The 21009-nt window shown below is 39.6% G+C and carries 16 protein-coding genes; 7 read left to right on the top strand and 9 right to left on the bottom strand.

The genetic code is table 11. From position 1 onward, the window contains the following. Positions 1–53: 53 nt before the first annotated feature. The gene (locus tag GDK41_RS17920; RefSeq protein ID WP_152087848.1) at positions 54–866 is read right to left on the bottom strand and encodes a GGDEF domain-containing protein; all 813 of its coding nucleotides are present in this window, start codon (positions 864–866) and stop codon (positions 54–56) included. 66 nt (positions 867–932) lie between these two features. Beyond that, entirely contained in the window at positions 933–1358 is a 426-nt protein-coding gene (locus GDK41_RS17915) for a DUF3429 domain-containing protein (protein ID WP_152087847.1), read from the bottom strand. Positions 1359–1619: 261 nt separating this feature from the next. Between GDK41_RS17915 and ahpC the strand changes: the two genes are divergently transcribed. Together ahpC and ahpF are read left to right on the top strand one after the other, a co-directional pair. Further along, entirely contained in the window at positions 1620–2189 is a 570-nt protein-coding gene (gene ahpC, locus GDK41_RS17910; RefSeq protein WP_152087846.1) for an alkyl hydroperoxide reductase subunit C, read from the top strand. Between the two features lie 69 nt (positions 2190–2258). Then, complete coding sequence (gene ahpF, locus GDK41_RS17905) at positions 2259–3833, top strand: alkyl hydroperoxide reductase subunit F (RefSeq protein WP_152087845.1); 1575 nt, start codon at positions 2259–2261, stop codon at positions 3831–3833. Positions 3834–4263: 430 nt separating this feature from the next. Here the strand turns inward: ahpF and GDK41_RS17900 are convergent, their stop codons facing one another. Then, positions 4264–5826, bottom strand: a complete 1563-nt coding sequence (locus GDK41_RS17900; protein WP_152087844.1) for a LytTR family DNA-binding domain-containing protein — start codon at positions 5824–5826, stop codon at positions 4264–4266. Between the two features lie 145 nt (positions 5827–5971). Here GDK41_RS17900 and GDK41_RS17895 point away from each other — a divergent pair, with 145 nt between their 5' ends. Further along, on the top strand, positions 5972–7432 hold the full coding sequence (locus GDK41_RS17895) for an alpha/beta fold hydrolase (protein ID WP_152087843.1): 1461 nt from the start codon (positions 5972–5974) through the stop codon (positions 7430–7432). Positions 7433–7616: 184 nt separating this feature from the next. Then, positions 7617–8687 (top strand): SGNH/GDSL hydrolase family protein, encoded by a 1071-nt coding sequence (locus tag GDK41_RS17890; RefSeq protein ID WP_152087842.1) that lies wholly within the window; start codon positions 7617–7619, stop codon positions 8685–8687. 62 nt (positions 8688–8749) lie between these two features. Here the strand turns inward: GDK41_RS17890 and GDK41_RS17885 are convergent, their stop codons facing one another. From GDK41_RS17885 to GDK41_RS17870, 5 genes are all read right to left on the bottom strand, one after another. Continuing rightward, positions 8750–10396 carry a methyl-accepting chemotaxis protein gene (locus GDK41_RS17885; RefSeq protein ID WP_232056606.1) on the bottom strand — a complete coding sequence of 549 codons (1647 nt, stop codon included), beginning with the start codon at positions 10394–10396 and terminating at the stop codon, positions 8750–8752. A gap of 344 nt (positions 10397–10740) precedes the next feature. Continuing rightward, positions 10741–11301, bottom strand: a complete 561-nt coding sequence (locus GDK41_RS17880) for a hypothetical protein (RefSeq protein WP_152087841.1) — start codon at positions 11299–11301, stop codon at positions 10741–10743. 27 nt (positions 11302–11328) lie between these two features. Then, the gene (locus GDK41_RS20275) at positions 11329–11487 is read right to left on the bottom strand and encodes a hypothetical protein (protein ID WP_172971673.1); all 159 of its coding nucleotides are present in this window, start codon (positions 11485–11487) and stop codon (positions 11329–11331) included. Positions 11488–12128: 641 nt separating this feature from the next. Beyond that, positions 12129–12581 (bottom strand): NfeD family protein, encoded by a 453-nt coding sequence (locus tag GDK41_RS17875; RefSeq protein WP_152087840.1) that lies wholly within the window; start codon positions 12579–12581, stop codon positions 12129–12131. A gap of 4 nt (positions 12582–12585) precedes the next feature. Beyond that, positions 12586–13539 (bottom strand): SPFH domain-containing protein, encoded by a 954-nt coding sequence (locus GDK41_RS17870; protein ID WP_152087839.1) that lies wholly within the window; start codon positions 13537–13539, stop codon positions 12586–12588. Between the two features lie 359 nt (positions 13540–13898). Here GDK41_RS17870 and GDK41_RS17865 point away from each other — a divergent pair, with 359 nt between their 5' ends. After that, positions 13899–15968, top strand: a complete 2070-nt coding sequence (locus GDK41_RS17865; protein WP_152087838.1) for a M13 family metallopeptidase — start codon at positions 13899–13901, stop codon at positions 15966–15968. A gap of 103 nt (positions 15969–16071) precedes the next feature. Here GDK41_RS17865 and nudB read toward each other — a convergent pair whose 3' ends face one another. Continuing rightward, the gene (gene nudB, locus GDK41_RS17860) at positions 16072–16503 is read right to left on the bottom strand and encodes a dihydroneopterin triphosphate diphosphatase (protein WP_152087837.1); all 432 of its coding nucleotides are present in this window, start codon (positions 16501–16503) and stop codon (positions 16072–16074) included. Between the two features lie 1125 nt (positions 16504–17628). Between nudB and GDK41_RS17855 the strand changes: the two genes are divergently transcribed. Then, entirely contained in the window at positions 17629–18480 is an 852-nt protein-coding gene (locus GDK41_RS17855) for a hypothetical protein (protein ID WP_152087836.1), read from the top strand. Continuing rightward, on the top strand, positions 18452–20905 hold the full coding sequence (locus GDK41_RS17850) for a DEAD/DEAH box helicase (protein ID WP_152087835.1): 2454 nt from the start codon (positions 18452–18454) through the stop codon (positions 20903–20905). The genes GDK41_RS17855 and GDK41_RS17850 overlap by 29 nt, the downstream gene beginning before the upstream one ends. Positions 20906–21009: the final 104 nt, after the last annotated feature.

Raw genomic sequence — 21009 nt, 5'->3', positions numbered from 1 at the left:
GCGAAGTGTACCACTGATTGCAAACTAACGTGACATCAAAACCGCTGCTTTAGCTAGTCTCTGGACTTATCTCGGTACATTTTTGCATCTGCTTGGCGTAGTATTTTGTCAGGGCCTAGTTTTGGATCGGTTTTAGTTGAGCCTATGCTTGTACTAACTTGGTACTGCTTCATAGGGTCGGTCAGGTTGTCGCGCAAGTTTTCAAGTTTATCCGGTGCATAATTGCTAAAAGCGACAAATTCATCACCACCAAGACGGAACACCGCCTCGTGAGTAAATTGACTCGTAAGTGCTTTGCCAAAGAGCTCAAGTACTTTGTCGCCAATGTGATGCCCATATTCATCGTTCGCTTGTTTGAAGTTATCTAAATCAAAATAATATAACCATTTATACTGCCCGCTTAATTCGTCAAACTTATCGAAACAGGCTTTGCGGTTCCCTAGTTTAGTCAGGGGATCATGGTGTGCTTCATACCTGAGCTTTTCTTCAAGTTGCTGCTTGGCAGCAATCTCTAGGTTTAGTTTGGCAATGGTTGCTTTTTTAGAAGCAAGCAACAGTAGCATGCCATAGCACACTAGAATGAACCCAATACTTTTTAAAGATGTATCGAGCAGTAAAAAGGGGACCGTGAAATCTAGGTAGCCATCAAACACGTCAAGGAGTAAACCTAAACAATAGCATGACCAACCGTAAATTAGGGGCTTACTATTAAGTTGTGGTGCTGCCACCACAACCACGGTGATTGATAAACAGAACCACAACACTTCTTCAATTGTGTCGAGCCCAATATCGCCATGAGTAATTGTCCAGAACAAAAACAACGCACCCAGAGACCATACAAACGCGATAAGAAATTTTTGGATCATGGTCGTTCCTAGTTGCGGTTATGTTTTAATGCTCATTAATTAGGTATAGCAGGTCCTAAGAGATGTTTAACCTCTTGTAAGCTCAATACTTTGCGCAATCATGAATAAATGACAAACAAACACCACCGACGTTAAAATAAAACGCATTTTATGATAATCCTTGTGATGGCTTTGCCAAGCAGGCATCCCACGTTCAAACAGCAACACTATGGGATAGCAGATTGCGAGATAAATAAGGGTGGTAGTTGCAGATGCAACAGCAAGTAACGGAAAGGGGATCACCACCAGTACAGCCATTACAGCATGCGTGTAAGATTGCTCACCTGAGCGCCACAAAGTACCGGCCATAAAAGCAAGGATCCCCATACTGTAAAAACTAAATGCTTCAACCGCTTGAGCTGATGAGCCCAGTAGTAATGGCCAAAATACACATGCCAAGAAAGGGAGCACGCCGTAGTAGCCTAACTGGATGTGATTTGTGTATGGATGCATTAAACCCTCTTTCATTGTTTGTGTTTACCGTTGGGAGTATAACCTAGCCATCGTTAGGTTAATAATTTCTATGGAAAACTATTAATAAAAGATCACTTTTAGTTGTTCAAATAGTGGTCTAATCTAAAAAATGGATTGATATAATCTAAACAATCCATTTTATTTGTTAAGTCATTCACACTATCTTAGTAGCCAAGCAAAGCGAACAGCACGGTGCTGTTTAAATTCACTATTTAATAATGTTAACTAAGAGAGAAAACTATGACTACTTCATTGATTAACACTAAAATTCAACCTTTCAACGCAACGGCATACCACAACGGTGACTTTGTACAAGTGAGTGAAAAAGACTTACTAGGTAAATGGTCAATCGTATTCTTTTATCCTGCAGATTTTACTTTTGTATGTCCAACAGAGCTTGGTGACTTGGCAGATCACTACGCACAGCTTCAAGACATGGGTGTAGAGGTGTACTCAGTATCAACCGATACGCACTTTACTCACAAAGCGTGGCATGATGCGTCAGAAACCATTAAAAAAATTCAGTTCCCAATGATTGGTGACCCAACAGGACGTATTACACGCAACTTTGGTGTAATGATTGAAGAAGATGGGTTAGCGCTTCGCGGTACTTTTGTTATCAATCCTGAAGGTGAGATTAAAGTAGTTGAAACTCACGACCTAGGTATTGGTCGCAGTGCAAAAGAGCTACTTCGCAAAGTGCAAGCAGCGCAGTACATTGCAAGCCACGATGGAGAAGTATGTCCAGCGTCTTGGCAGCCTGGTGAAGAAACGTTAGCACCTTCATTAGACCTTGTAGGAAAAATCTAATGACAAGTGGGTGGCTTTGCCACCCTCAGCTCACTTTTTGAACCTATGTTGTTGTGAGGATGACCAATTATGTTAGACCAAAATTTAAAAAACCAACTAAAAAGCCATTTCAGCGCCTTAAAAGACCCTGTTGAGCTGGTCATTGCCCTTGATGACAGCAACAAATCAAAGGAGCTGGAAACTTTAGCGAATGACTTTGCCTCGTTAAGTGATCAAATCAGTGTTACGAATAACACCGATATTAGCGTTAGAAAGCCAAGTATGACGGTGCACTCGCCCGTACGCGATACTGATATTCAATTTGCAGGCGTACCTATGGGGCATGAGTTTACCTCGTTGGTACTGGCCGTATTACAAACGGGTGGGCACCCAGCAAAGGCGTCAAATGATGAAATTGAGCAGATACAAGCACTTGATACTCAGTTGAACTTTGAAATTTACATTTCTTTGAGCTGTCAAACCTGCCCGCAAGTTGTGCAAGCCCTAAACTTAATGGCAGCACAGAACCCATTGATCAAGACAACCATGATCGATGGTGCTTTGTTTCAAGATGAAGTGAACGAGCGCAACGTTTTGGCTGTACCGGCTGTGTATTTAAATGGCCAACTTTTTTCTCAAGGTGCGGTTACGCTTACTGATATTTTAACTAAGGTGGACGGTAATGGCGCTGCTAAACAAGCACAAAAGCTCAACGATAAAGATGTATTTGACGTGCTTGTTGTGGGGGGCGGCCCAGCAGGGGCATCTGCTGCAGTATATGCTGCTCGAAAAGGGCTAAATACTGGCGTTGTTGGTGAACGATTTGGTGGGCAAGTTGCTGACACGATGAGTATAGAAAACTTTATTTCTGTAAAAGCCACTGAAGGTCCAAAACTGGTTGCTCAGTTAGAAGAGCATGTTAAACAGTATGATGTTGATATCATGGCTGGGCAGCGAGCGGCAAAACTGAGTACCGACACCTTAATTAATATTGAGCTGGAAAGTGGCGCAACCCTTAAAGCTAAGTCAGTGATTTTAGCAACTGGTGCCCGATGGAGAAATATGAATGTGCCAGGAGAGGCAGAATATAAAGGGCGTGGCGTAGCCTATTGCCCTCATTGTGATGGCCCGTTGTTTAAAGGCAAACCTGTTGCGGTTATTGGTGGCGGAAACTCAGGTATTGAAGCGGCTATTGATTTAGCCAATATTGTTGAACACGTGACTGTGCTTGAGTTTGCCGATACCTTGCGCGCTGATGATGTGCTAGTTAAAAAGGCACAGAGCTTAAGCAACATAACCATCATTAAAAATGCGCAAACGACGGAGGTGCTTGGCGATGAAAAGCGCGTAACTGGTTTGCGTTATACCGATAGAGTAACGCAACAACAGCACGAACTGACTTTGGCGGGCATATTCGTACAAATTGGTCTGGTGCCAAATACCGAGTTCTTGCAAGACTCGCCAATCGCCTTAACCAAGTTTGGCGAAATTGAAATAGACAATAAAGGCGCAACGTCAGTGCCGGGAGTATATGCCGCAGGGGATGCCACAACTGAGCCGTTTAAGCAAATTATTATTGCCATGGGCTCTGGTGCTACTGCAAGCTTGGGGGCATTTGATTACTTAATTCGCCACAGTGAAGAAAAAGCAACGCGAGCTGCTTAAACGAAACATTGCATGTTAGCTTGTTAGGTAGCTGACAACACCCAGCAATGTAATACCAATTTTATTAATACAGTGATCATTCTAGCGAGCTAAATAACTCATTAACTGCGTTAAATATTTATCATGTAGAATAACTGCATAGCGAAATATTTGCGTTGTTACTAAGCCATTTATCTGTCGCAATATTTGATCACCAATTTAATGCAATTGGTATAAAGCCACTTCTTGGCAGTAAAGTTATACGTTTTTGATCTGATGAGTCATTTAGAGCAAGCTGCTGAATCTTATCAGTTTAAACGGGTAGCATTGCTTGTGTGGGAGTGGCTTTTTTTTAAAATAAAAATGCCAAGGTAATCCTTGGCATTTGCACTCATAAACTAGAACTTCTGTAGCATCACTATAATAGGCAATGCAAAAATGATTTAGTTCATTAAATTTGTTGTTTGAGGGTATCTTTTACCGTTGGTAATAAGCGCCTACTTACCGGTACGGTTTGATTTGAACTTAAGGTGAGCTCGCTCATGTTACCTTCTTGGTTTAAATTTGAGGTTAACGAAACTACTTCGGCTAAGTTAACCAAGTAAGAGCGATGCACACGTAAAAACGTTTCTGGCAAAAGGCTTTCAAGGTGTTTGAGAGAGCCTGAAAATAGCTTTTCGGATTGGTCGTTTAGATATAGCTCGACATAGTCACCGGCAGCTTTGCAGTAAGCTATGTCAGTTGCGTTGAGGTATTCAGTCTTTCCTGCTACTGATATTTCTAATTTAGTTGGGGCGTTAAGCTGGGTATTTTGTGCAAGCTTGTATTCTAATTTTGCCAGTCTTGTTTGTTCTTGGTGGAGCATTTTCTGTTGTTGTCGCACATCACTGGCCTGTTGAACAAACAAATAACTCAGTAGTAAGCCAATAATGACAAAGTGGACAATTTCATGAAAACTGGCAGCACTTATAACAATGGTTACTACAACTGCAAACTGAAAAAGCAGCCAACGCAGTGTTTGCGTATTTTTGGTATTAATCCAGTAATACAATAACAAAACTAAGCTCACCAGCAGCGGGATAAAAATGCCGGCGGTGGTTTTTGTATCAAAACCGGGAGCAAAAATAAGCGTGATAGCGCTCAGTAAAACGCCAATATACACCCAATGTACCGCATGTTTTCCTGCTAGCTTTCTTGCGCTGTACAGCAAAACAAGAGTACCAAAAATAAAAGATAATGCGGTGATCACAACAAGGCGAATGTCATGCCATTGGTAGCTGTAGTCAAATAGTTTTCGCGATATTTCGGCGGTTAATTGACAAGCGGCGATTAAGCACAGGGCCGTAAAAATTCGGTAAGTACCTGCATCTCGATTACCAAAGCTCAAAACTAAAAAATAAAGTGTGCCTACGGCGAACGCGCCGACCAGAATCAGGCCAACCTCACTGTAGTTTTGAATAAACCTTTTCGGCGATCCAAAAGGTCCCAGTGTAAGCAAGTGCATGGGACTGTCAAGTTCAATGATACTGTTGCGCCCCGAAAGGTGCATTATGAGTTCATTGTTCTTTAGTTTAATCAGTTTGTTGGGCACATAAAATACGCTATCCATTTTGCCAGCCACCTCATCAGTGTGTGCCGACGCTAACGTTGTTTCGGGTTGCCCATTAGTACCCAATAACTGGCTATTCAAATAAACTCTGCTGGCTGCTTTTCCTGATATATAAAAGCCCAGCGGTGGTTTTACCTGTTGCCATTTCTTGGGTACATCAAAATTTATTTTTACCCAGATATTATTTGCTTGAGGATTAATATCTTTGACGGTTAAAAGCTTACAATCAGCATCAGTAAATGAGGGGGCTGCGGGCTCTAGCAACCGAGTTGTTTGCTCAACTGGGCATATAGTAGCTGCATGGTTGTAGGGCAAAAAAAGTAGTTTATCTTGTGCATACACCATAAATGAAAATACATACAGCATCGCTACAAGTATGACATTTACTGATGTTATTTTCGTCATTTAAACATATCCGTAAGCCCGTTTGTCGAAATATTACTACCGTTTAGCTTGTAAGTCAGTGTTTTAAAGCCTTTTAAAGAATATTGCTGGTGGTGCTGCTTAAGCATCGGCTTAATAGGTTGCATACCTAAAGAGGAGATATTCTATGAAATTTAAAGCAGCGGTACTTACAGCGTGTGTCGGGCTAACGGGTTTAAATCAGCTCGCATGGGCCAATACCAACCCATATAAAAATGAAAAAGAAATTGAATTTGTTGCCAACAGCGGTGAAAAAACACAGGCTTTCGAAGGCTTCTATATGGTGCGTGAAAACCGTGATGACCCGCACAGTCGCATGATCAGAGTAAACTATGTGCGCTTTGCAGCAACAGGTAAGCGCAAAGGTGCGCCTATTGTCTATTTAGCAGGAGGCCCTGGGGGCTCAGGTATCGCTACGGCTAAGTGGCGTCGCTTTCCTTTGTTTATGGGGCTTCGCGAATATGGTGATGTAATCGCACTAGATCAAAGAGGCACCGGCGCTTCTGAGCAACCTGAGGTCTGTACCTCAGATATCAAAATAGCACTCGATAAAAAAGCCAGTGCGGTCACAATCGCTTCTAAGTACCACCAAGCTGCTAACCAATGTTTAGCTAACTGGAAGTCACAAGGTATTGATGTTAAAGCTTATAATTCAGTACAGAATGCATATGATATAGATAGCCTGCGTGAGCACCTACAAGCAGATAAAGTGACACTGTGGGGGATCTCTTATGGTAGCCATTTGGCACTGACAGCAATCAAGCTGTTTCCTGAGCGGCTTGATAAAGTCATTATTGCCAGTGCTGAGGGGTTAAATCAGACTGTTAAATTACCTGCGATGACAGATAAGTATTTTGCACAAATACAAACGGTAATAGATCAACAGCCATTAAAAAAGTTGGTGCCAAACTTACCTGCCTTAATGCAGCGAGTACACGGTAAATTAGATAGCGCACCTATTACTTTGCAAATACCGAATAAAGACGGCAGTGAGCGAGCAATATTGTTTCAAACACACCATATGAGAATGTTAGCGAGCATGATGATTGCTGATCCAAACCACTACTTGGCTATGTTGATACATATTTATTTGGGACTGGATGGCGGAAATACGGATTTGCTCGTTAATGTGCTGCAAAGAGGAATATTCAAAGATGAAGCGATTAGTTTTAGATTAATGCCGCTGGTTATGGATGTTGCATCGGGTATTACCGAAGCAAGACTTAATATAGTTAAGCAACAAGCTAAAACGTCTCTGCTCGCTGATAAGCTCAACTTCCCGATGCCGATGCTCAACCGGTTTGAAGCAACTCTAGATTTAGGCGATCGCTTCAGAAAAGCACCACAAAGTGATGTTGCTACTTTACTATTTACAGGGTCGCTCGATGGTCGAACTTACCCCAAAGAGCAACAGGCCGCGGTTGCAGGGTTAAGCAATTTAACCCATATAATGGTAAATAACGCAGGTCATAATTTGTTTACATCTTCTGCCGACGTGCTGGATATAATGAAGCTGTTTTTAGCTGGTGAAAAAGTACAGCAAACGCAGATTGATTTGCCTCTACCCGATCTGTCTTTGAAAAAATAAAAGAAGATAAATCAGATTTTTAAGTGTTTTTCTGTTGCCGTTGATAGATTGGCTGATTAGAGCAAATGGTGTTTTTATACGTCATATAACTGTCATGTGGCTTTACTATGAGGAAAACTACATTGCCTTGTTTAAGCGTTAAATTTATGTTGTATTTTTAATCAATGAAAAAGGAACACACAACATGTACAAGGCAATAATTTTACTCAGCGTGCTGTTTAGCACACCCTTGTTTGCAGAATCTCTTCGTGCTACACACCATAGCGTTGTTTATGAGGGAAGGGTGGTAAAGCAGTATGATCAGGGACATGTCAGTATTAACTGGCCAGGCAGCAATTTTAAAACAAAGCTAACAGGGCAAAGCCTACACGTTACCATGGTCGGTTTAGGTAACCAGTTTGATGTGCTAGTGAACGGACAACCCCACAAAAAAATTGTTACTGACTACAGCGGCCAGCCACAGAAATTTGAGCTATATCGTTCTGACACGCCTAAAACGGTAGAAATTGAAGTGGTGAAACGCTCAGAAGATACTAATAATTTTAGTGAAATTATTGGTTTTGATGTTGAGGGCAATCTAGAGGGAATATGGCAGCAGCAAAAGCATATTTTGTTTATTGGTGACTCTATTAGTGCTGGGTTTGGCAGCGAGTCTAATAAGCGTGAATGTACATGGCAAGAGGTGCAGCAAACCAGTAATGCGCGATTGGCTTTCCCTTATGTGAGTTCACAAATGTTAAACGCAACGTTAACGCAAGTATCAATGTCTGGACTTGGCTTGATCCGTAATTGGAGCGGTAACCAAGCACATCACACGATCACTCATTACCTAGATAAAGCCGGCGCATTATTTGAAGATAGCCGCGAATTTGAAGACCGTTTTCCTAATTTAATTGTTATTGAAGTGGGCACCAATGATTTTAGCACCGATCCGCAACCGCATGAGCCTTGGCAAACCATTGAGGAAGTAAAACAAGCTTGGATAAAGCGTATGGTCGAGTTTGTGACAACCATCCGTGGGCGTTATCCAAAACAGCCTATCGTTTTTATGCCTCGTCCTGCCTACCCTTATAATTTTATTATTCCTGCCACTGAAGAAGCTATCTCATTACTAAAAGCCCAAGGTCAGTCTGATTTATATAGCCACACTTTTTATTCTCAACTGAGTGGTTGTGTGTGGCACCCAACCGAGCAAGAGCATAAAGCTATCGCTCAGCAGCTCGTTGATTTTATTAATACAAATAAAGTTCTTTAGATTCAAAGTGAAGGTTGATTTAATTATTCCCCTGCCGCTGTAGGTAGTAGCAGGGGAGTGAGTTAAATTTTGAAAAATGAAATGTCTTTTTTAAGCTTGGTTGAAAGCTTGGCAAGCGTGTTGGTCGATGCATCGTTTTGTTGCATTGAGTCTATAAAGTCCTCAGACATAGCAGCGATTTTTTCCATGGTAGAGTTGATATCGCTGATCACCGCCACCTGATCCGATGATGCCTGAGCCACTTCTCTTACGCGCTTTAAAGAGTCGCTAGCTTGTTGCTCGATATTAAGTAATAGCTCGGTTGCTTTCATGGTTTTTTCTTTACCACTTTCTACTTGTGGCCGTACGGTTTCCATTGCGCTGACCGAGGCAACTGTTTGCGCTTGCACATCGTTGATCATAGACTCGATTTGAGAGGTGGCTTCACCGGTACGTTGCGCCAGTTGACGAACTTCGTCGGCAACAACCGCAAAACCTCTACCGGACTCACCAGCACGAGCCGCCTCAATCGCAGCATTTAGTGCCAATAGGTTAGTTTGTTCAGAAATACCGCTGATCACATTAATAATGCCGCCAATTTGTTTGGTGTTTTCTTCGAGCTTGCTGATCTGCTCAACTGTTGTATTAACGGTTTGAGATATTTTTTCCATTTCGGTTGCAGTCGCATCGACAATCTCTCTGCCTTGCTCTGCATATTTGGCCGTTAGCTCTGAGTTTTCTTCAGTATGGTGGGCAATTTGCGATACCTGATCGATGCTTTCACGCATTTCACTCAGCTTTGCGGCGGTTTGAGACGTTAATTTAGCTTGATTTTTTGCTGCATTAAGCACGTCTTTTGAGCCTTGTGAAACGTGTTCAACTTGCGTAGCCACGCTATTTGACGCATCAATGATATTACTAACAATACTGATAATCTTTTTATTCATATCAGCAATTGAGCCAATAATGCTATTTGGATAGCGTGAATTAATTGTCTGTGTTAAATCGCCCCCTGCTGTTACATTGATGGCTTTTTGCGCCTCAAACGGCTCACCCCCTAATGTGGCACGCAGGCTGCGCTCAATCAGCAGCCCCACAAAAATAGACACTGCAATTGCAATGGCGCACAAAATCAACATAAGGTTTTGAAAGCCCCCAGCCACAGCACGTGCCTCTGGAGTGGCTTGTTGATTTTGGTTTTCTTGATAGTCAATAAACTCATTAATGGTATTTAGCCAATCAATAAAAGCAGGGCGGGCTTCGTTTAATACTTGCTTTAATACATCTTGCCCGGCTTTTTTTGCAGCAATAATGTCGTTTACCAGCGGCAGTGTTTGGTCTTGTATATCGTCTATGCGAGATAGAATGTTGCGCTCTTGGCTTGCAAACTGACTGCTGTTGTTGCGCAGCATGTTGTTCATCTTTGATTCTGAATCACGATAGAACTTTTCTAGCTCTTTTATTTCTTGTACAAACTGATTTATTTGCGCATTGTTATCGGCAATCGCAATATCGCGAATAGCTATCGCTCTATCGTGAACGCTACCACGGTAATTAATGGCATAGCGCTGCTTTACCGAGTTTATATCTGTAATTTCGCTAAGCGTGCTATTGATAAAGTTTACCTTTTGGATCCCCTGAACGGTCAGTAAAATGAGTAAGGCAAGAATAAAACCAAACCCGGTCATAAGACGGCTTTTTACCGTCATTTTTGTCAAGAAATCCATCATTGTCGTTTTCTCTTTGTTAAGCACAGTTTTATAAAGTCTAGCGCTAAACCACACTAATACAATTAAGTAATTTCAATCATTACAATCACTTTTTTAGTATGTTTAGCTTTTGTTTGATGTCGCGCTGTGTCAGTGACAATGCATAACAGGCACCTTGGTGAGGGAGCGGGGCTAAAAAGGGCAAGCCACAGCTAGTGCATGCTAGCTGGTGGGCATAAGATAACTGATTGTACTCAAATACTCGTCGCCACAGTCAAATACGAAAAGAGTAAACCCACAGGTAATAAAAATGGCGACCCAAGTCGCCATTTTTGCATGAATGAAATTTTATTTTTGGAAATCGATTACTCAGCGGCAGCGCGTCTTTGCTTAAATTTCTCTTTGAGAGAGCGAACTGGGTAAGTACATAGGGCACCGACTGCTATGAAGTTGCACATCCATCCAACGACTTTGTATAACAAGGATAGTTCATGGTAATCGTAATAGCCCCTTGCAATCAGCTGCATACCCAATAGCATCATTTGCACTAGAGTTGCATAAACAATAACTCGTGCAGATGATGAAAAAGTACATCCTCTCACTAAATGCAGGCAGAAGAGCGTTGCGATGAGTGTAAATAGGCAGATAGCCATACTTGTATAAAATAGTTTAATATGCTCTACTTTTTCCATCTGTAGCGCCAACAGAAAGCTTTCCAGTTGCACAGCTACAAAATGGAATATTAGGAAGCAAAAAGCAGTTAAGAAACATGAGTACAGCTCATGATGCTTAACAGAAGTTAGGTCTTTTCTTACTCCAAAAAACAACTTCCACTTCATTTTAGAAAATTTATGTAGCCAAAAAAGTACTACAAGAAGCTCTATACCAATAAGTATCCAACTTACAATGTCTAAAAGTTCATTCATGCTTATTCCTTTATATGCAAAATTGCCTTAACAGTTAATACACGTAACATACGTTGACCAATAATGGGACCCCTGCTGCTGTGGCTCTTTAGTAGTCAAGGCTCCACCACCAACCAACTTTGCTTTGTCTTTCGATAGCTCTTTTAATTTTTTAGCTTTGATATTTAATTTAATTGAGGTTTTCATTATCCAATTCCTTATATCTGGTATACATTCCTCACCTCATTGTGCAATGTTAACTCTTAGTACACAATTTAGCAACAACTTGGGCGTTAAATTTTTGCTAAAGGCTTGGTATGTATGAAATTATTTATATTCTCGTACCTAGTGCGATAACATATTCCGCATGTTGGTAAAGTTATGGTACTTTTTTCGACGGCGAGGAACAAATAATTTAGTTAATTTGTGGTATTTGTTAGATAAGGTTATTAACAAGCTTTTTTCAATAGTAAAGTATATTGTATTCGCTTCTTTGTTAGATAATGCTTGCTCATTACTAACTATCTAAAAGCGCTGTTGTACTAATTTAAGCAATTAAACTTGATAGGTTAGACAGAGCTTTTTGAAGTTTGCTCTACGCCTTTTTGTTATCGCTAAGGGTTGGGGTTGCGAGTTTTTAAAACAAAATAAAACAACGAGCAAGTGAACTAAAAGGCCAAGCCTTAAATTAACTCAGAGTTACAGACTATCTCTTGTAAGTTTTAAGCGTGTAAAAACACAGCGCTTGGGGGCAAAGCCTCTTACTGCTCTCATGTCTTCTGACGAAGACAGGTACAATCCTTACTCGTTGCTTTTTGCTGTGTGCATTATTATATCCAGCGATGCGCTTACAGCGCTTTTACCCACATTACCCCAACGGTTTTTTTAACGACTTTAACGTGGGTGCCTTTGCTAAGAGGTTGTTTGCTTTTGAGCTGCCATTGAATACCTGAGTAAGAATGAAATACTTGACTGTTGTCGTGTAAATCATCTTCTAAGATAAAGTCGATATCTGCAAAGTCGTTGTTGAGTTGCTCATCGTTACTTGGCTGTTGTAAACGCTTTAATGGCTTCCATAATATTAGTGCTAAAGCAAAGGTGAACACGGCATTAACCCAAAGCGCTGTCATCCAGTCGTTTGCAATAAGCCCCGCGTACATCATGGTGCCACTAAATATCAGCGATAGCCCCAAAAATAGTAATACAAAGGTGGCAAAGCCGAGTACGGCAACTTCAATGATTAAAGCAAGAATACCGATAATGATAAGAGATTGTGGCAAGTTATTTAAAACTAACTCCATATGCTTATCCTTTTTGCTGCTTATTGATTGAACTAATAATAGACATACCTTGCGCAACCAGTGAACTGGCATCTGTTCCTGCATCTGGCAGTAGCACCACTGACGACTCTTTTGCGATGGCCTCTTTGGCGGCAATGGCTTTGGTTGCTAGGTCTAATTGAATGGCTTTTTGGCCTTGTTCGGTATTAGCCGCTTCACCGACTTTACGCAGCGCTTCTGCCTGTGCGTCTGCCACTGCAATTATCGCCTGTGCCTCACCTTCAGCGCGCAAAATCTGCTCGGCTTTCTCGCCTTCTGCGGCTAACACTTGCGCTTGTTTTTTACCTTCAGCTACATTGATTGCTGCTTGTCTATCACCTTCAGACTCTAAAATTTGTGCACGTTTTACTCGCTCTGCCTTCATTTGCGCTTCCATTGCTTCCATCACAGAGTTAGGTGGCACTATGTCTTTGATCTCATAGCGAAGTACTTGAATGCCCCATGGCTCAGAGGCACTATTAATTGCGGCAACAATATTGGTATTGAGCAGATCTCGCTCTTCAAAGGTTTTGTCTAATTCCATTTTACCCAACTCACTACGCATGGTGGTTTGCGCAAGTTGCGTTACCGCAAACACATAATCGTCTACGCCATAAGTGGCTTTATATGGGTCAAGTACACGAAAATAAAGCACACCGTCAACAATCAACGAGATGTTGTCTTTGGTAATTGCAGATTGCGAGGGCACATCAACAGCTTGCTCTTTTAAGCTTCTGTCGGCGGCTACTTTATCAATAAAAGGCACAATAAAGTTAAGCCCGGCTTCTTTGGTTGATTGGTATTTACCAAAACGCTCAATTAACCACGCGCGGTTTTGTGGTACAAATTTGATGCTGCTTTTTAAAACAACCAGCACAAAAACCAGCAGTAACACTTCAATATTATACAAAGTTTCAAATAGTTGAGTTACGGGATCCATGGTGTTCCTTAATTGGCTAAATAGTCCTCAAGTTCAGATTAGCACTGTACAGACAGCGGTGCTAGATATTGTTTAACTTAGCTTACAAGAAAAACGTGTTCACTATTAAGATGTGGCGGTTAAGGCGAGCGATAGCCATTGCTTTTTGTCTGTATCTATTTAAAAAAGAACAAATAATTTATTATAAAATGAACCAGTAGTGAGTATATGAGATTTGGTAAACTTTTGAAATTAAATGATTTAAAGCTTTTTGGTCGTGCATATTTACATGTTGTCACACTTTAGCCTTGTTTCTATTTTGGTTTACCAGATAATCTTTTAACAACATTAGCCTTCAGTTAGACAAACAGAGAATAAAAATGAAAAAAACGACCCTAGCGCTCGCTATTGGTGTTGGTATTGCAATGCTTTCTGGTTGCAGCCAACAGCTTAATAGCTCTAACACAACTCAATCAGCGCAAAGCTTGGCTGTAGCAAATACTGTGCAATCTGGCATTGATACTGAAAATTTTGACCAAAGCGTGAGAGCACAAGATGACTTTTTCCGTCACGTTAACGGCAAGTGGTTAAACAGTACAGATATTCCTAGCGATAAATCGGCATGGGGTAGTTTTTACAAGTTAGCAGACGACTCAGACAAGGCTGTTAATGCGTTAATTCAAGAAGCAAAAGACAGCGCAGCACAACCTGGTAGTAGCGCGCAAAAAATCGGTGATTTTTACGCCAGCTTTATGGCTGAGCAGCAGCTTAATGAGTTAGGGTATGAACCTATCAAGCCTTTACTTGAAAAGATTGCAAACGTTAAAAACTATCAGCAACTGAGCGCATTAATGGGCGAATTGTCGCGTTACAATATTCAAGTACCAGTGGGTTTAGCGGTTATTCCTGACGGTAAAGATGCGACCACAAATGCGCTGTATATGTGGCAAAGTGGTATTGGCATGCCAGATAGAGACTACTACCTAAAAGAGGATGAAAAGTCTGCTGAGCTGCGCGCTGCTTATCTTGCAATGGTAACTGAAAAGCTGCAGTTAATAGGGGAGCCGCAAGCAAAGAAAAAAGCGCAAACCATTTTAGAATTAGAAACTAAAATTGCAAAAATCATGTGGGATAGAACAAAAACACGTGAAATTAGCTTAATTTACAACCCACAAACGCCTCAGCAGTGGGATAAAACCTTAGGGCAATTAGATTGGCCTAAGTTTGCACAAGCACTGGCTTTGCCACAAATGGATAAAGTAATTGTAAGCCAGCCAAGCTTTTTTGCTGAGCTAGGCACGTTGTTTTCGCAAGTTTCTGTTAGTGATTGGCAAGACTACCTAAAATATCAAACCGTTAATGAGTTTTCTAATCTACTGAGCGAACCGTTTGCTAAGTCGCATTTTGAGTTTTATTCAAAAACTTTACGCGGTGTAACTGAGCAACAAGCGCGATGGCAGCGCGGCGTTAGGCTAACTAGTGGCACGTTAGGCGAAGAAGTAGGTAAGCTTTATGTTGAAAAGCACTTTTCGCCAGCAGCCAAAGACCGTATGGAAGAGTTAGTTAAAAACCTAATTGAAGCGTATCGCATTAGTATTAACGACCTAGATTGGATGTCTGACGAAACCAAGCAAGCAGCGCAAGAGAAGCTTTCTAAATTCAGATACAAAATTGGTTATCCTAACAAATGGCGTGAATACAACTTTGAAATAAAAGCCGACGACTTAGTAGGCAATGTTATGCGTGCAGCAGAGTTTGAGAGCACGCGTCAAATTAGCATGATAGGCAAGCCTGTTGATAAAGAGCAGTGGGAAATGACCCCACAAACTGTAAATGCTTATTACCACCCATTAAAGAACGAAATTGTGTTTCCGGCGGCTATTTTACAACCGCCATTCTTTAATATGGAAGCGGATGATGCAGTAAACTATGGTGGCATCGGCGCAGTAATTGGCCATGAGCTTGGCCACGGTTTTGATGATCAAGGTGCCCAGTTTGACGGCGATGGTAATATTCGTAACTGGTGGCATGAAGCAGACTTAGCCAAGTTTAAAACCCGTGGCGATGCCCTTGTAGAGCAATATGGTAATTACAAGCCATTTGACGATGCGCACGTAAACGGCCGCTTAACTCTGGGCGAAAACATTGGTGATTTAGGCGGTCTTACTGTTGCTTATAAAGCCTACCAGTTATCTTTAAAAGATAAGCCACGTCAAGTACTTGATGGTTACACGCCAGAGCAACGCTTCTTTATTGGCTTTGCACAAGTTTGGCGTGCCAAAGTGCGCGAAGCGGCATTGCGTGAGCGTTTGGTGACAGACAACCACTCACCAGCAGAATACCGTGCTAATGGCTCATTAACTAACTTTACGCCATTTTATGAAGCATTTGCGCTAAAAGAAGGCGATAAGTTGTATAAGCCAGAGAATGAGCGCGTAAAAATTTGGTAATTATTATTAGAGCATGACCCACCTTGCATGGGTTGTTATATCTAAAAAGGCATGTAATTCATGCCTTTTTTATTGAGTAAAGAGCTTAACTAAATGGGCTAGGTTAAATATTCAAAATCTCTTTTTGATTGCTGGCGGACCAAGCTTTTTTTGCGGCAATCGATTGTGGCAACCATTGATAGTCGGTGTGCTCATTTGGATCTAAGGTGATCTGAATGTTATTAGGCACACAAATACTAAATACATGCTCGGTATTTATTTTGGCACCTTCTACATAGCGGTGTCGCCAACACGGGCGTATTTCGTACTGATTAGTACTGTGATGATCTTTAATCTCAATGCCTAGTGCGCGGGCATCAATACCTGTTTCTTCTTTTAATTCTCTGTAGGCTGTATCTAACAGTGATTCGTTTGGCTCAACGCCACCCGTTACTGACTGCCAAAAGGTTGAGTCGTCAGCGCGCCGTATTAAAAGGAACTCTTTTGCTTTGTTGTAGATAACAACCAACACCGAGATAGGTTTTCTTAATTGCATAGCAAACTAGCTTAACTCTATGTTTATTTTAACGGTTATGATGATATCACTATATAAATATGTTTAGGCAAAAAAAAGCGGGCCCAACATGTGGGCCCGCAGTAATAACAACACCTAAACAGTGTGCTTAAGGAAGATAAAACACCACCAACATCCTTGTTGGTTATAGCGATATCTACTTGTTTAAGGAGATAATGCTTTAAATGCAACACAAATGGTACATCTATGTTTATTTATTGTAAACATAAAACTTAAATTTATTTTAAATTATTTAACATCTTTGAGCTGTTAAAGGAACGCTATTGCTCAAAAGTAAATGTATTTTTTGGGTGAGTGTCTTCATTTTTAATCCACATTTGTACGCTAACTTAACGTAATGCAATGACTTTTCCATTAGCAAAGCTGTTGCAAATCCAATGCTCATGGACGAGCGCTTTAAGCAAAAAATAAGACCATTACTTTGCTCTGCCAAAACCCTGAGTGGTTATGTTGTTTACTCTCAACCTAGCAAACCTTGCTAAATCATCGCTGTAATACCCTGTAATTGATAAATAAAATTGGTAAGTTTAATTTACAAGGTTTTATTACACAGAATGTAGATGTGACAGGCTAAAAATTACCTTTTATGTAAACGCAAAGTGAACTTTCTCCGTGTTTTTTGACGCATATCACTATTAAATCTGTAAAACTTCATGTTAAGTTAAGGACGTTGTAACCCGCCTGTATAGCCACACCACAGCAGCTGTTGCAGTACCCAAATTACGACGGTTAAGGAAGTAACAACCGAAATGAAAGGAATTTTATGCGTTTAAAAGAAGCATTGAGTGTTTTGTCAAATCCGTCCAGTGATATGAATAAATTTATTCTTTTACCTTGTGTTAATGAGCAAGACGTATTCCGTGTTGTAAAGCGATCAAGGCCTTTCACAAATCGTACTATACGTCTCAACATTCAGCGCATTTTTAAGTATTTGATGCCCAATATTACATTGAAAAAGAAAAAGAATTTGCAAGTTCGGTAACTAATACAACTATTGTTTTAGAGTATTTTGATGAAACAAGCAATGAGCAGTTTTTATTACGTGATATACAAAAATAGATTGATGTGCAAGGTGAAGTAACCTAATTGTTGCTAGCAAGAAACCCAGATTATGCAGTTATGGAAGTCAGCGATGAGTTTTTACGGTTGAAAATAGAGCAGGAATGTATGAGAGAGGATATGAAAAATAACGTAAAAAAAGTAAAAATAGACTCGTCTTCCGAACTACATTTAATAGACTTTTCTGCATATTCAGAGGATTTTATTAAAGACTTTGAGTCGCACCTGAGTTCTATATGTGTGGGGAAGCTGGGGAAAAAGCTGAGCTTGATTAAATTGCGATTGAGAGAATTCTTGTACAGTAAAGATGATAATACGAGAAGTGGAGCGATAGCAGAGTTGTTTATAGCTTATTATTTGAAAAATGCAGGCTATAAGCAAGAGTACTTGTTTTTTAACCTTGAGGAGGGTTCTATTAAAAAGGGATTTGATGGTGTCTTTAGTATGAAAAAGAAAAGCTATCTCATGGAGAGTAAATCAACTCTGCCTAGCACAAAAAACAAATCACATAGGTCAAAAATCAATGAAGCTTACACCGATCTCAAAAATTATGTAGAAGGAAGAAGTAAAAAAGGAAAAAACAACCCATGGAGAAATGCCTACAATCATGCCTCCCATTGCGACGTGAAGACCAGCCAAAGTATAAAGAAAAAACTAGACAAGCTGGCAGATAAATTTGATGAACGTAAGTATATAAAAGTAAGATTGGTAAACATCATACCTTGCTCTACTATCTTTGGGCTTACTAAAGATGCCTGTCCAAATCAGGTTGCCGAAGATGACTATGACTATATAAAAAATTTAGAAGCTAATAGTAAAGTTATACTTTGTATTAAAAGTAGAAATATTAATGACTTTATTTCATATTTGGAGAATTGATTTGTTTAAACAATATTTAAGTTCCACTCTATTTGAAAGTTGTATAAAAAAAATTACTCTGAATAAAAGTTTAAGTTCAAATGAAGCTGAATATCTTTACTCTGTAGCGATTGTTTTTCTTAATGTCTACGAGAAAGATAAAAGAAAAAGAACTTATTTTGATTTTTCATACTATATTATACTTTTAGTGTCAATTTCTATTAAAGATTATCGGGCACTTCATCATTTTAGCCTTAGCTTTGGGTTGTACCCAATATCAAGCCACATCAAAAGGTTCAAGCTAATTGATGATGACTCTCTTGAAGAGGTTTTGATTGGTGAGCAGATCGAATGTTACAAATCTGATGGGATTGTTGATACTCATGAACAAAATACAGCTCGAGACTTAATATTGGAAAAGCAGGCTGCAGACTTAGCCTTTATTGCTCCCACTTCATTTGGAAAAAGCTCGACAATTGTCAGCTTAATTAAGAAAAATAATAAAAAACGATTTGCTGTTATTGTTCCAACTAAGTCCCTTTTAGCTCAAACATTTAGAAAGCTAAATGCTGAGTTGCCAGACAGAAATTTGTACTTTCACGATGAAATGTTTGTTAATTGCAATGATTTTGTCGCTGTTTTGACTCAAGAAAGGGCGCTGAGAGCTCTTAAAAAGCAAGGTGTGAGTTTTGATTTTCTCATTGTGGATGAGGCACATAAGATATTTGACTTCAATTCGAGGTCGATTTTACTGTCGAGGTTGATAAAAAGAAATAAAAGGCTTAACCCAAGTTCGAACACCATATATTTGTCACCTTTAATCAGTGATCCGAATAATCTTGCGATAGACATAGGGCAAAGATTTGAAGAGGCGAGAATTGAGAAAAATGTTAAAGAAGTGAGGGCTAAATTACACGACGAAGATCATAAAAACTATGTTTTTAACCGCTATGTTCAAAAGTTCTTTTATGAGAGCGATTCTATTGACTATATGTCATATATTTTGGAAAACAAGAAAGAGAAAAATTTTGTTTTCTTGAGAACACCGAGAAAAATAGAAAGCTTTGCTAAAGAAATAGCAGCCAATTTGCCTGATAAAAACAACGCATACTTAAATGAAATTGCTGAAATAGTTTCGAGATATATTCATGAAGAGCACTTTAGTGTTGAATATATTAAAAAAGGTTTAGTTTATATCCATGGGCAAATGCCAGATATCTTAAAGGAGTATCTTGAGTATAAGTTTGGGGTAGAAGCTAGAGTTAGTTTTTTAATTGCTAATTCTGTTGTTCTTGAAGGAGTTAATTTACCAATCGATAACTTGTATATGTTAGATCTTAGAGGTGTAAACGATTCTGATTTAATAAATCTTGTAGGTAGGGTTAATCGACTTAATGAAGTTTTTAGTGAAAAAGATAAGAATCTAGATAAACTTGTAGCAGAGGCTCATTTTGTACATGCTGGTAATTACACTACTTGCAGTATGAAGAATAAAGTAGAGCAATTGAAGTCTAGATTAAAAAAAGATGAAGTGAAAAATCCACTTTTACTAAACCATGATATGAAGAAAATCGAATCGTTAGCTGAAAAAAGTAATGAGGAAGGTGAAAATGCAAAATTAAAGCTTGTGCGATTAAATCAAGTTTTAGAAAACGAAAATTATTTGGATTTAAATTATCTTGATGACAGTGATATAGCGGTTCATCTAATCGAAAATGGAGTTAGTTCACATTATTCAAATCAAGGAAGTGTATTAGATATTCTTAGAAGTAGAGCACTTGAATTTCGAGGGACAGAAAGTTGGCATAATCTTGACGTCTTGGACAAAGTCTACCATTTTTTTATTAAGGGTCTAGATGCTTATTTGACGAAATGGTTTGTCAGGCTAAGCCATTTCAGATTCGAAAATACGAGGGAGTACTACCGTGCATTTATACGTAATCTGCATCAACTTACTTTAAAAGAGCATTTGCAAAAGCAGATAAGGTATCAGTATCAAATTAAATCCACTGAAAAAGGGCGGTTATTTTTCATTGGAGAATCGTTCGGAGAAATATCAAAAGATGAAGGTAATAAGCTATATGTAGACTTGACAGATAAATCAAGAAAAGAAATGGTTAATTTAGCGTTGATAAAAATTAAGCTAGAAGGGGACCTTGTAGCATATAAAATCAATATTCTAGTTGAAGTGCTTTATCGGTCAAAACTTTTAACTGATAGTGAGTATAATTTGTTTATTTATGGTACAAATAATGTGGTTCTAAACTCTTTTAGCAAGCTAGGAATCAGCTCTCGACTATTGAGAAAACTGGAAGCTGACGGACAATTTAGAAATATCAAAATAGATAACAATGGGCATATCGATATTAATGATGAATTTAGAGATTACCTGTTAAAGCAAGACGATTTTGCTAAGTTTGAAATGCTGAAATATTTAAATGTTTAAATTGGGAAAAAGTGCATTGCTTCTTGAAATAAGCTCTTGTTTTAAAAAGTTACGGAACCCTTGAGCTGCGCAGCTAAAGAGTTCTGTGTTTGCTAAATCCTGCA

The sequence above is a fragment of the Pseudoalteromonas sp. A25 genome, assembly GCF_009176705.1.
Classification (GTDB): Bacteria; Pseudomonadota; Gammaproteobacteria; order Enterobacterales; family Alteromonadaceae; genus Pseudoalteromonas.
This window is presented reverse-complemented; position numbering and strand designations above follow the sequence as displayed.

Excerpts from the sequence above, each read along its gene's own strand:
- GDK41_RS17920 (WP_152087848.1), bottom strand. The coding sequence starts at position 866 with ATGATCCAAAAATTTCTTATCGCGTTTGTATGGTCTCTGGGTGCGTTG.
- GDK41_RS17915 (WP_152087847.1), bottom strand. The coding sequence starts at position 1,358 with ATGCATCCATACACAAATCACATCCAGTTAGGCTACTACGGCGTGCTC.
- ahpC (WP_152087846.1), top strand. The coding sequence starts at position 1,620 with ATGACTACTTCATTGATTAACACTAAAATTCAACCTTTCAACGCAACG.
- ahpF (WP_152087845.1), top strand. The coding sequence starts at position 2,259 with ATGTTAGACCAAAATTTAAAAAACCAACTAAAAAGCCATTTCAGCGCC.
- GDK41_RS17900 (WP_152087844.1), bottom strand. The coding sequence starts at position 5,826 with ATGACGAAAATAACATCAGTAAATGTCATACTTGTAGCGATGCTGTAT.
- GDK41_RS17895 (WP_152087843.1), top strand. The coding sequence starts at position 5,972 with ATGAAATTTAAAGCAGCGGTACTTACAGCGTGTGTCGGGCTAACGGGT.
- GDK41_RS17890 (WP_152087842.1), top strand. The coding sequence starts at position 7,617 with ATGTACAAGGCAATAATTTTACTCAGCGTGCTGTTTAGCACACCCTTG.
- GDK41_RS17885 (WP_232056606.1), bottom strand. The coding sequence starts at position 10,396 with ATGATGGATTTCTTGACAAAAATGACGGTAAAAAGCCGTCTTATGACC.
- GDK41_RS17880 (WP_152087841.1), bottom strand. The coding sequence starts at position 11,301 with ATGAATGAACTTTTAGACATTGTAAGTTGGATACTTATTGGTATAGAG.
- GDK41_RS20275 (WP_172971673.1), bottom strand. The coding sequence starts at position 11,487 with ATGAAAACCTCAATTAAATTAAATATCAAAGCTAAAAAATTAAAAGAG.
- GDK41_RS17875 (WP_152087840.1), bottom strand. The coding sequence starts at position 12,581 with ATGGAGTTAGTTTTAAATAACTTGCCACAATCTCTTATCATTATCGGT.
- GDK41_RS17870 (WP_152087839.1), bottom strand. The coding sequence starts at position 13,539 with ATGGATCCCGTAACTCAACTATTTGAAACTTTGTATAATATTGAAGTG.
- GDK41_RS17865 (WP_152087838.1), top strand. The coding sequence starts at position 13,899 with ATGAAAAAAACGACCCTAGCGCTCGCTATTGGTGTTGGTATTGCAATG.
- nudB (WP_152087837.1), bottom strand. The coding sequence starts at position 16,503 with ATGCAATTAAGAAAACCTATCTCGGTGTTGGTTGTTATCTACAACAAA.
- GDK41_RS17850 (WP_152087835.1), top strand. The coding sequence starts at position 18,452 with ATGACTTTATTTCATATTTGGAGAATTGATTTGTTTAAACAATATTTA.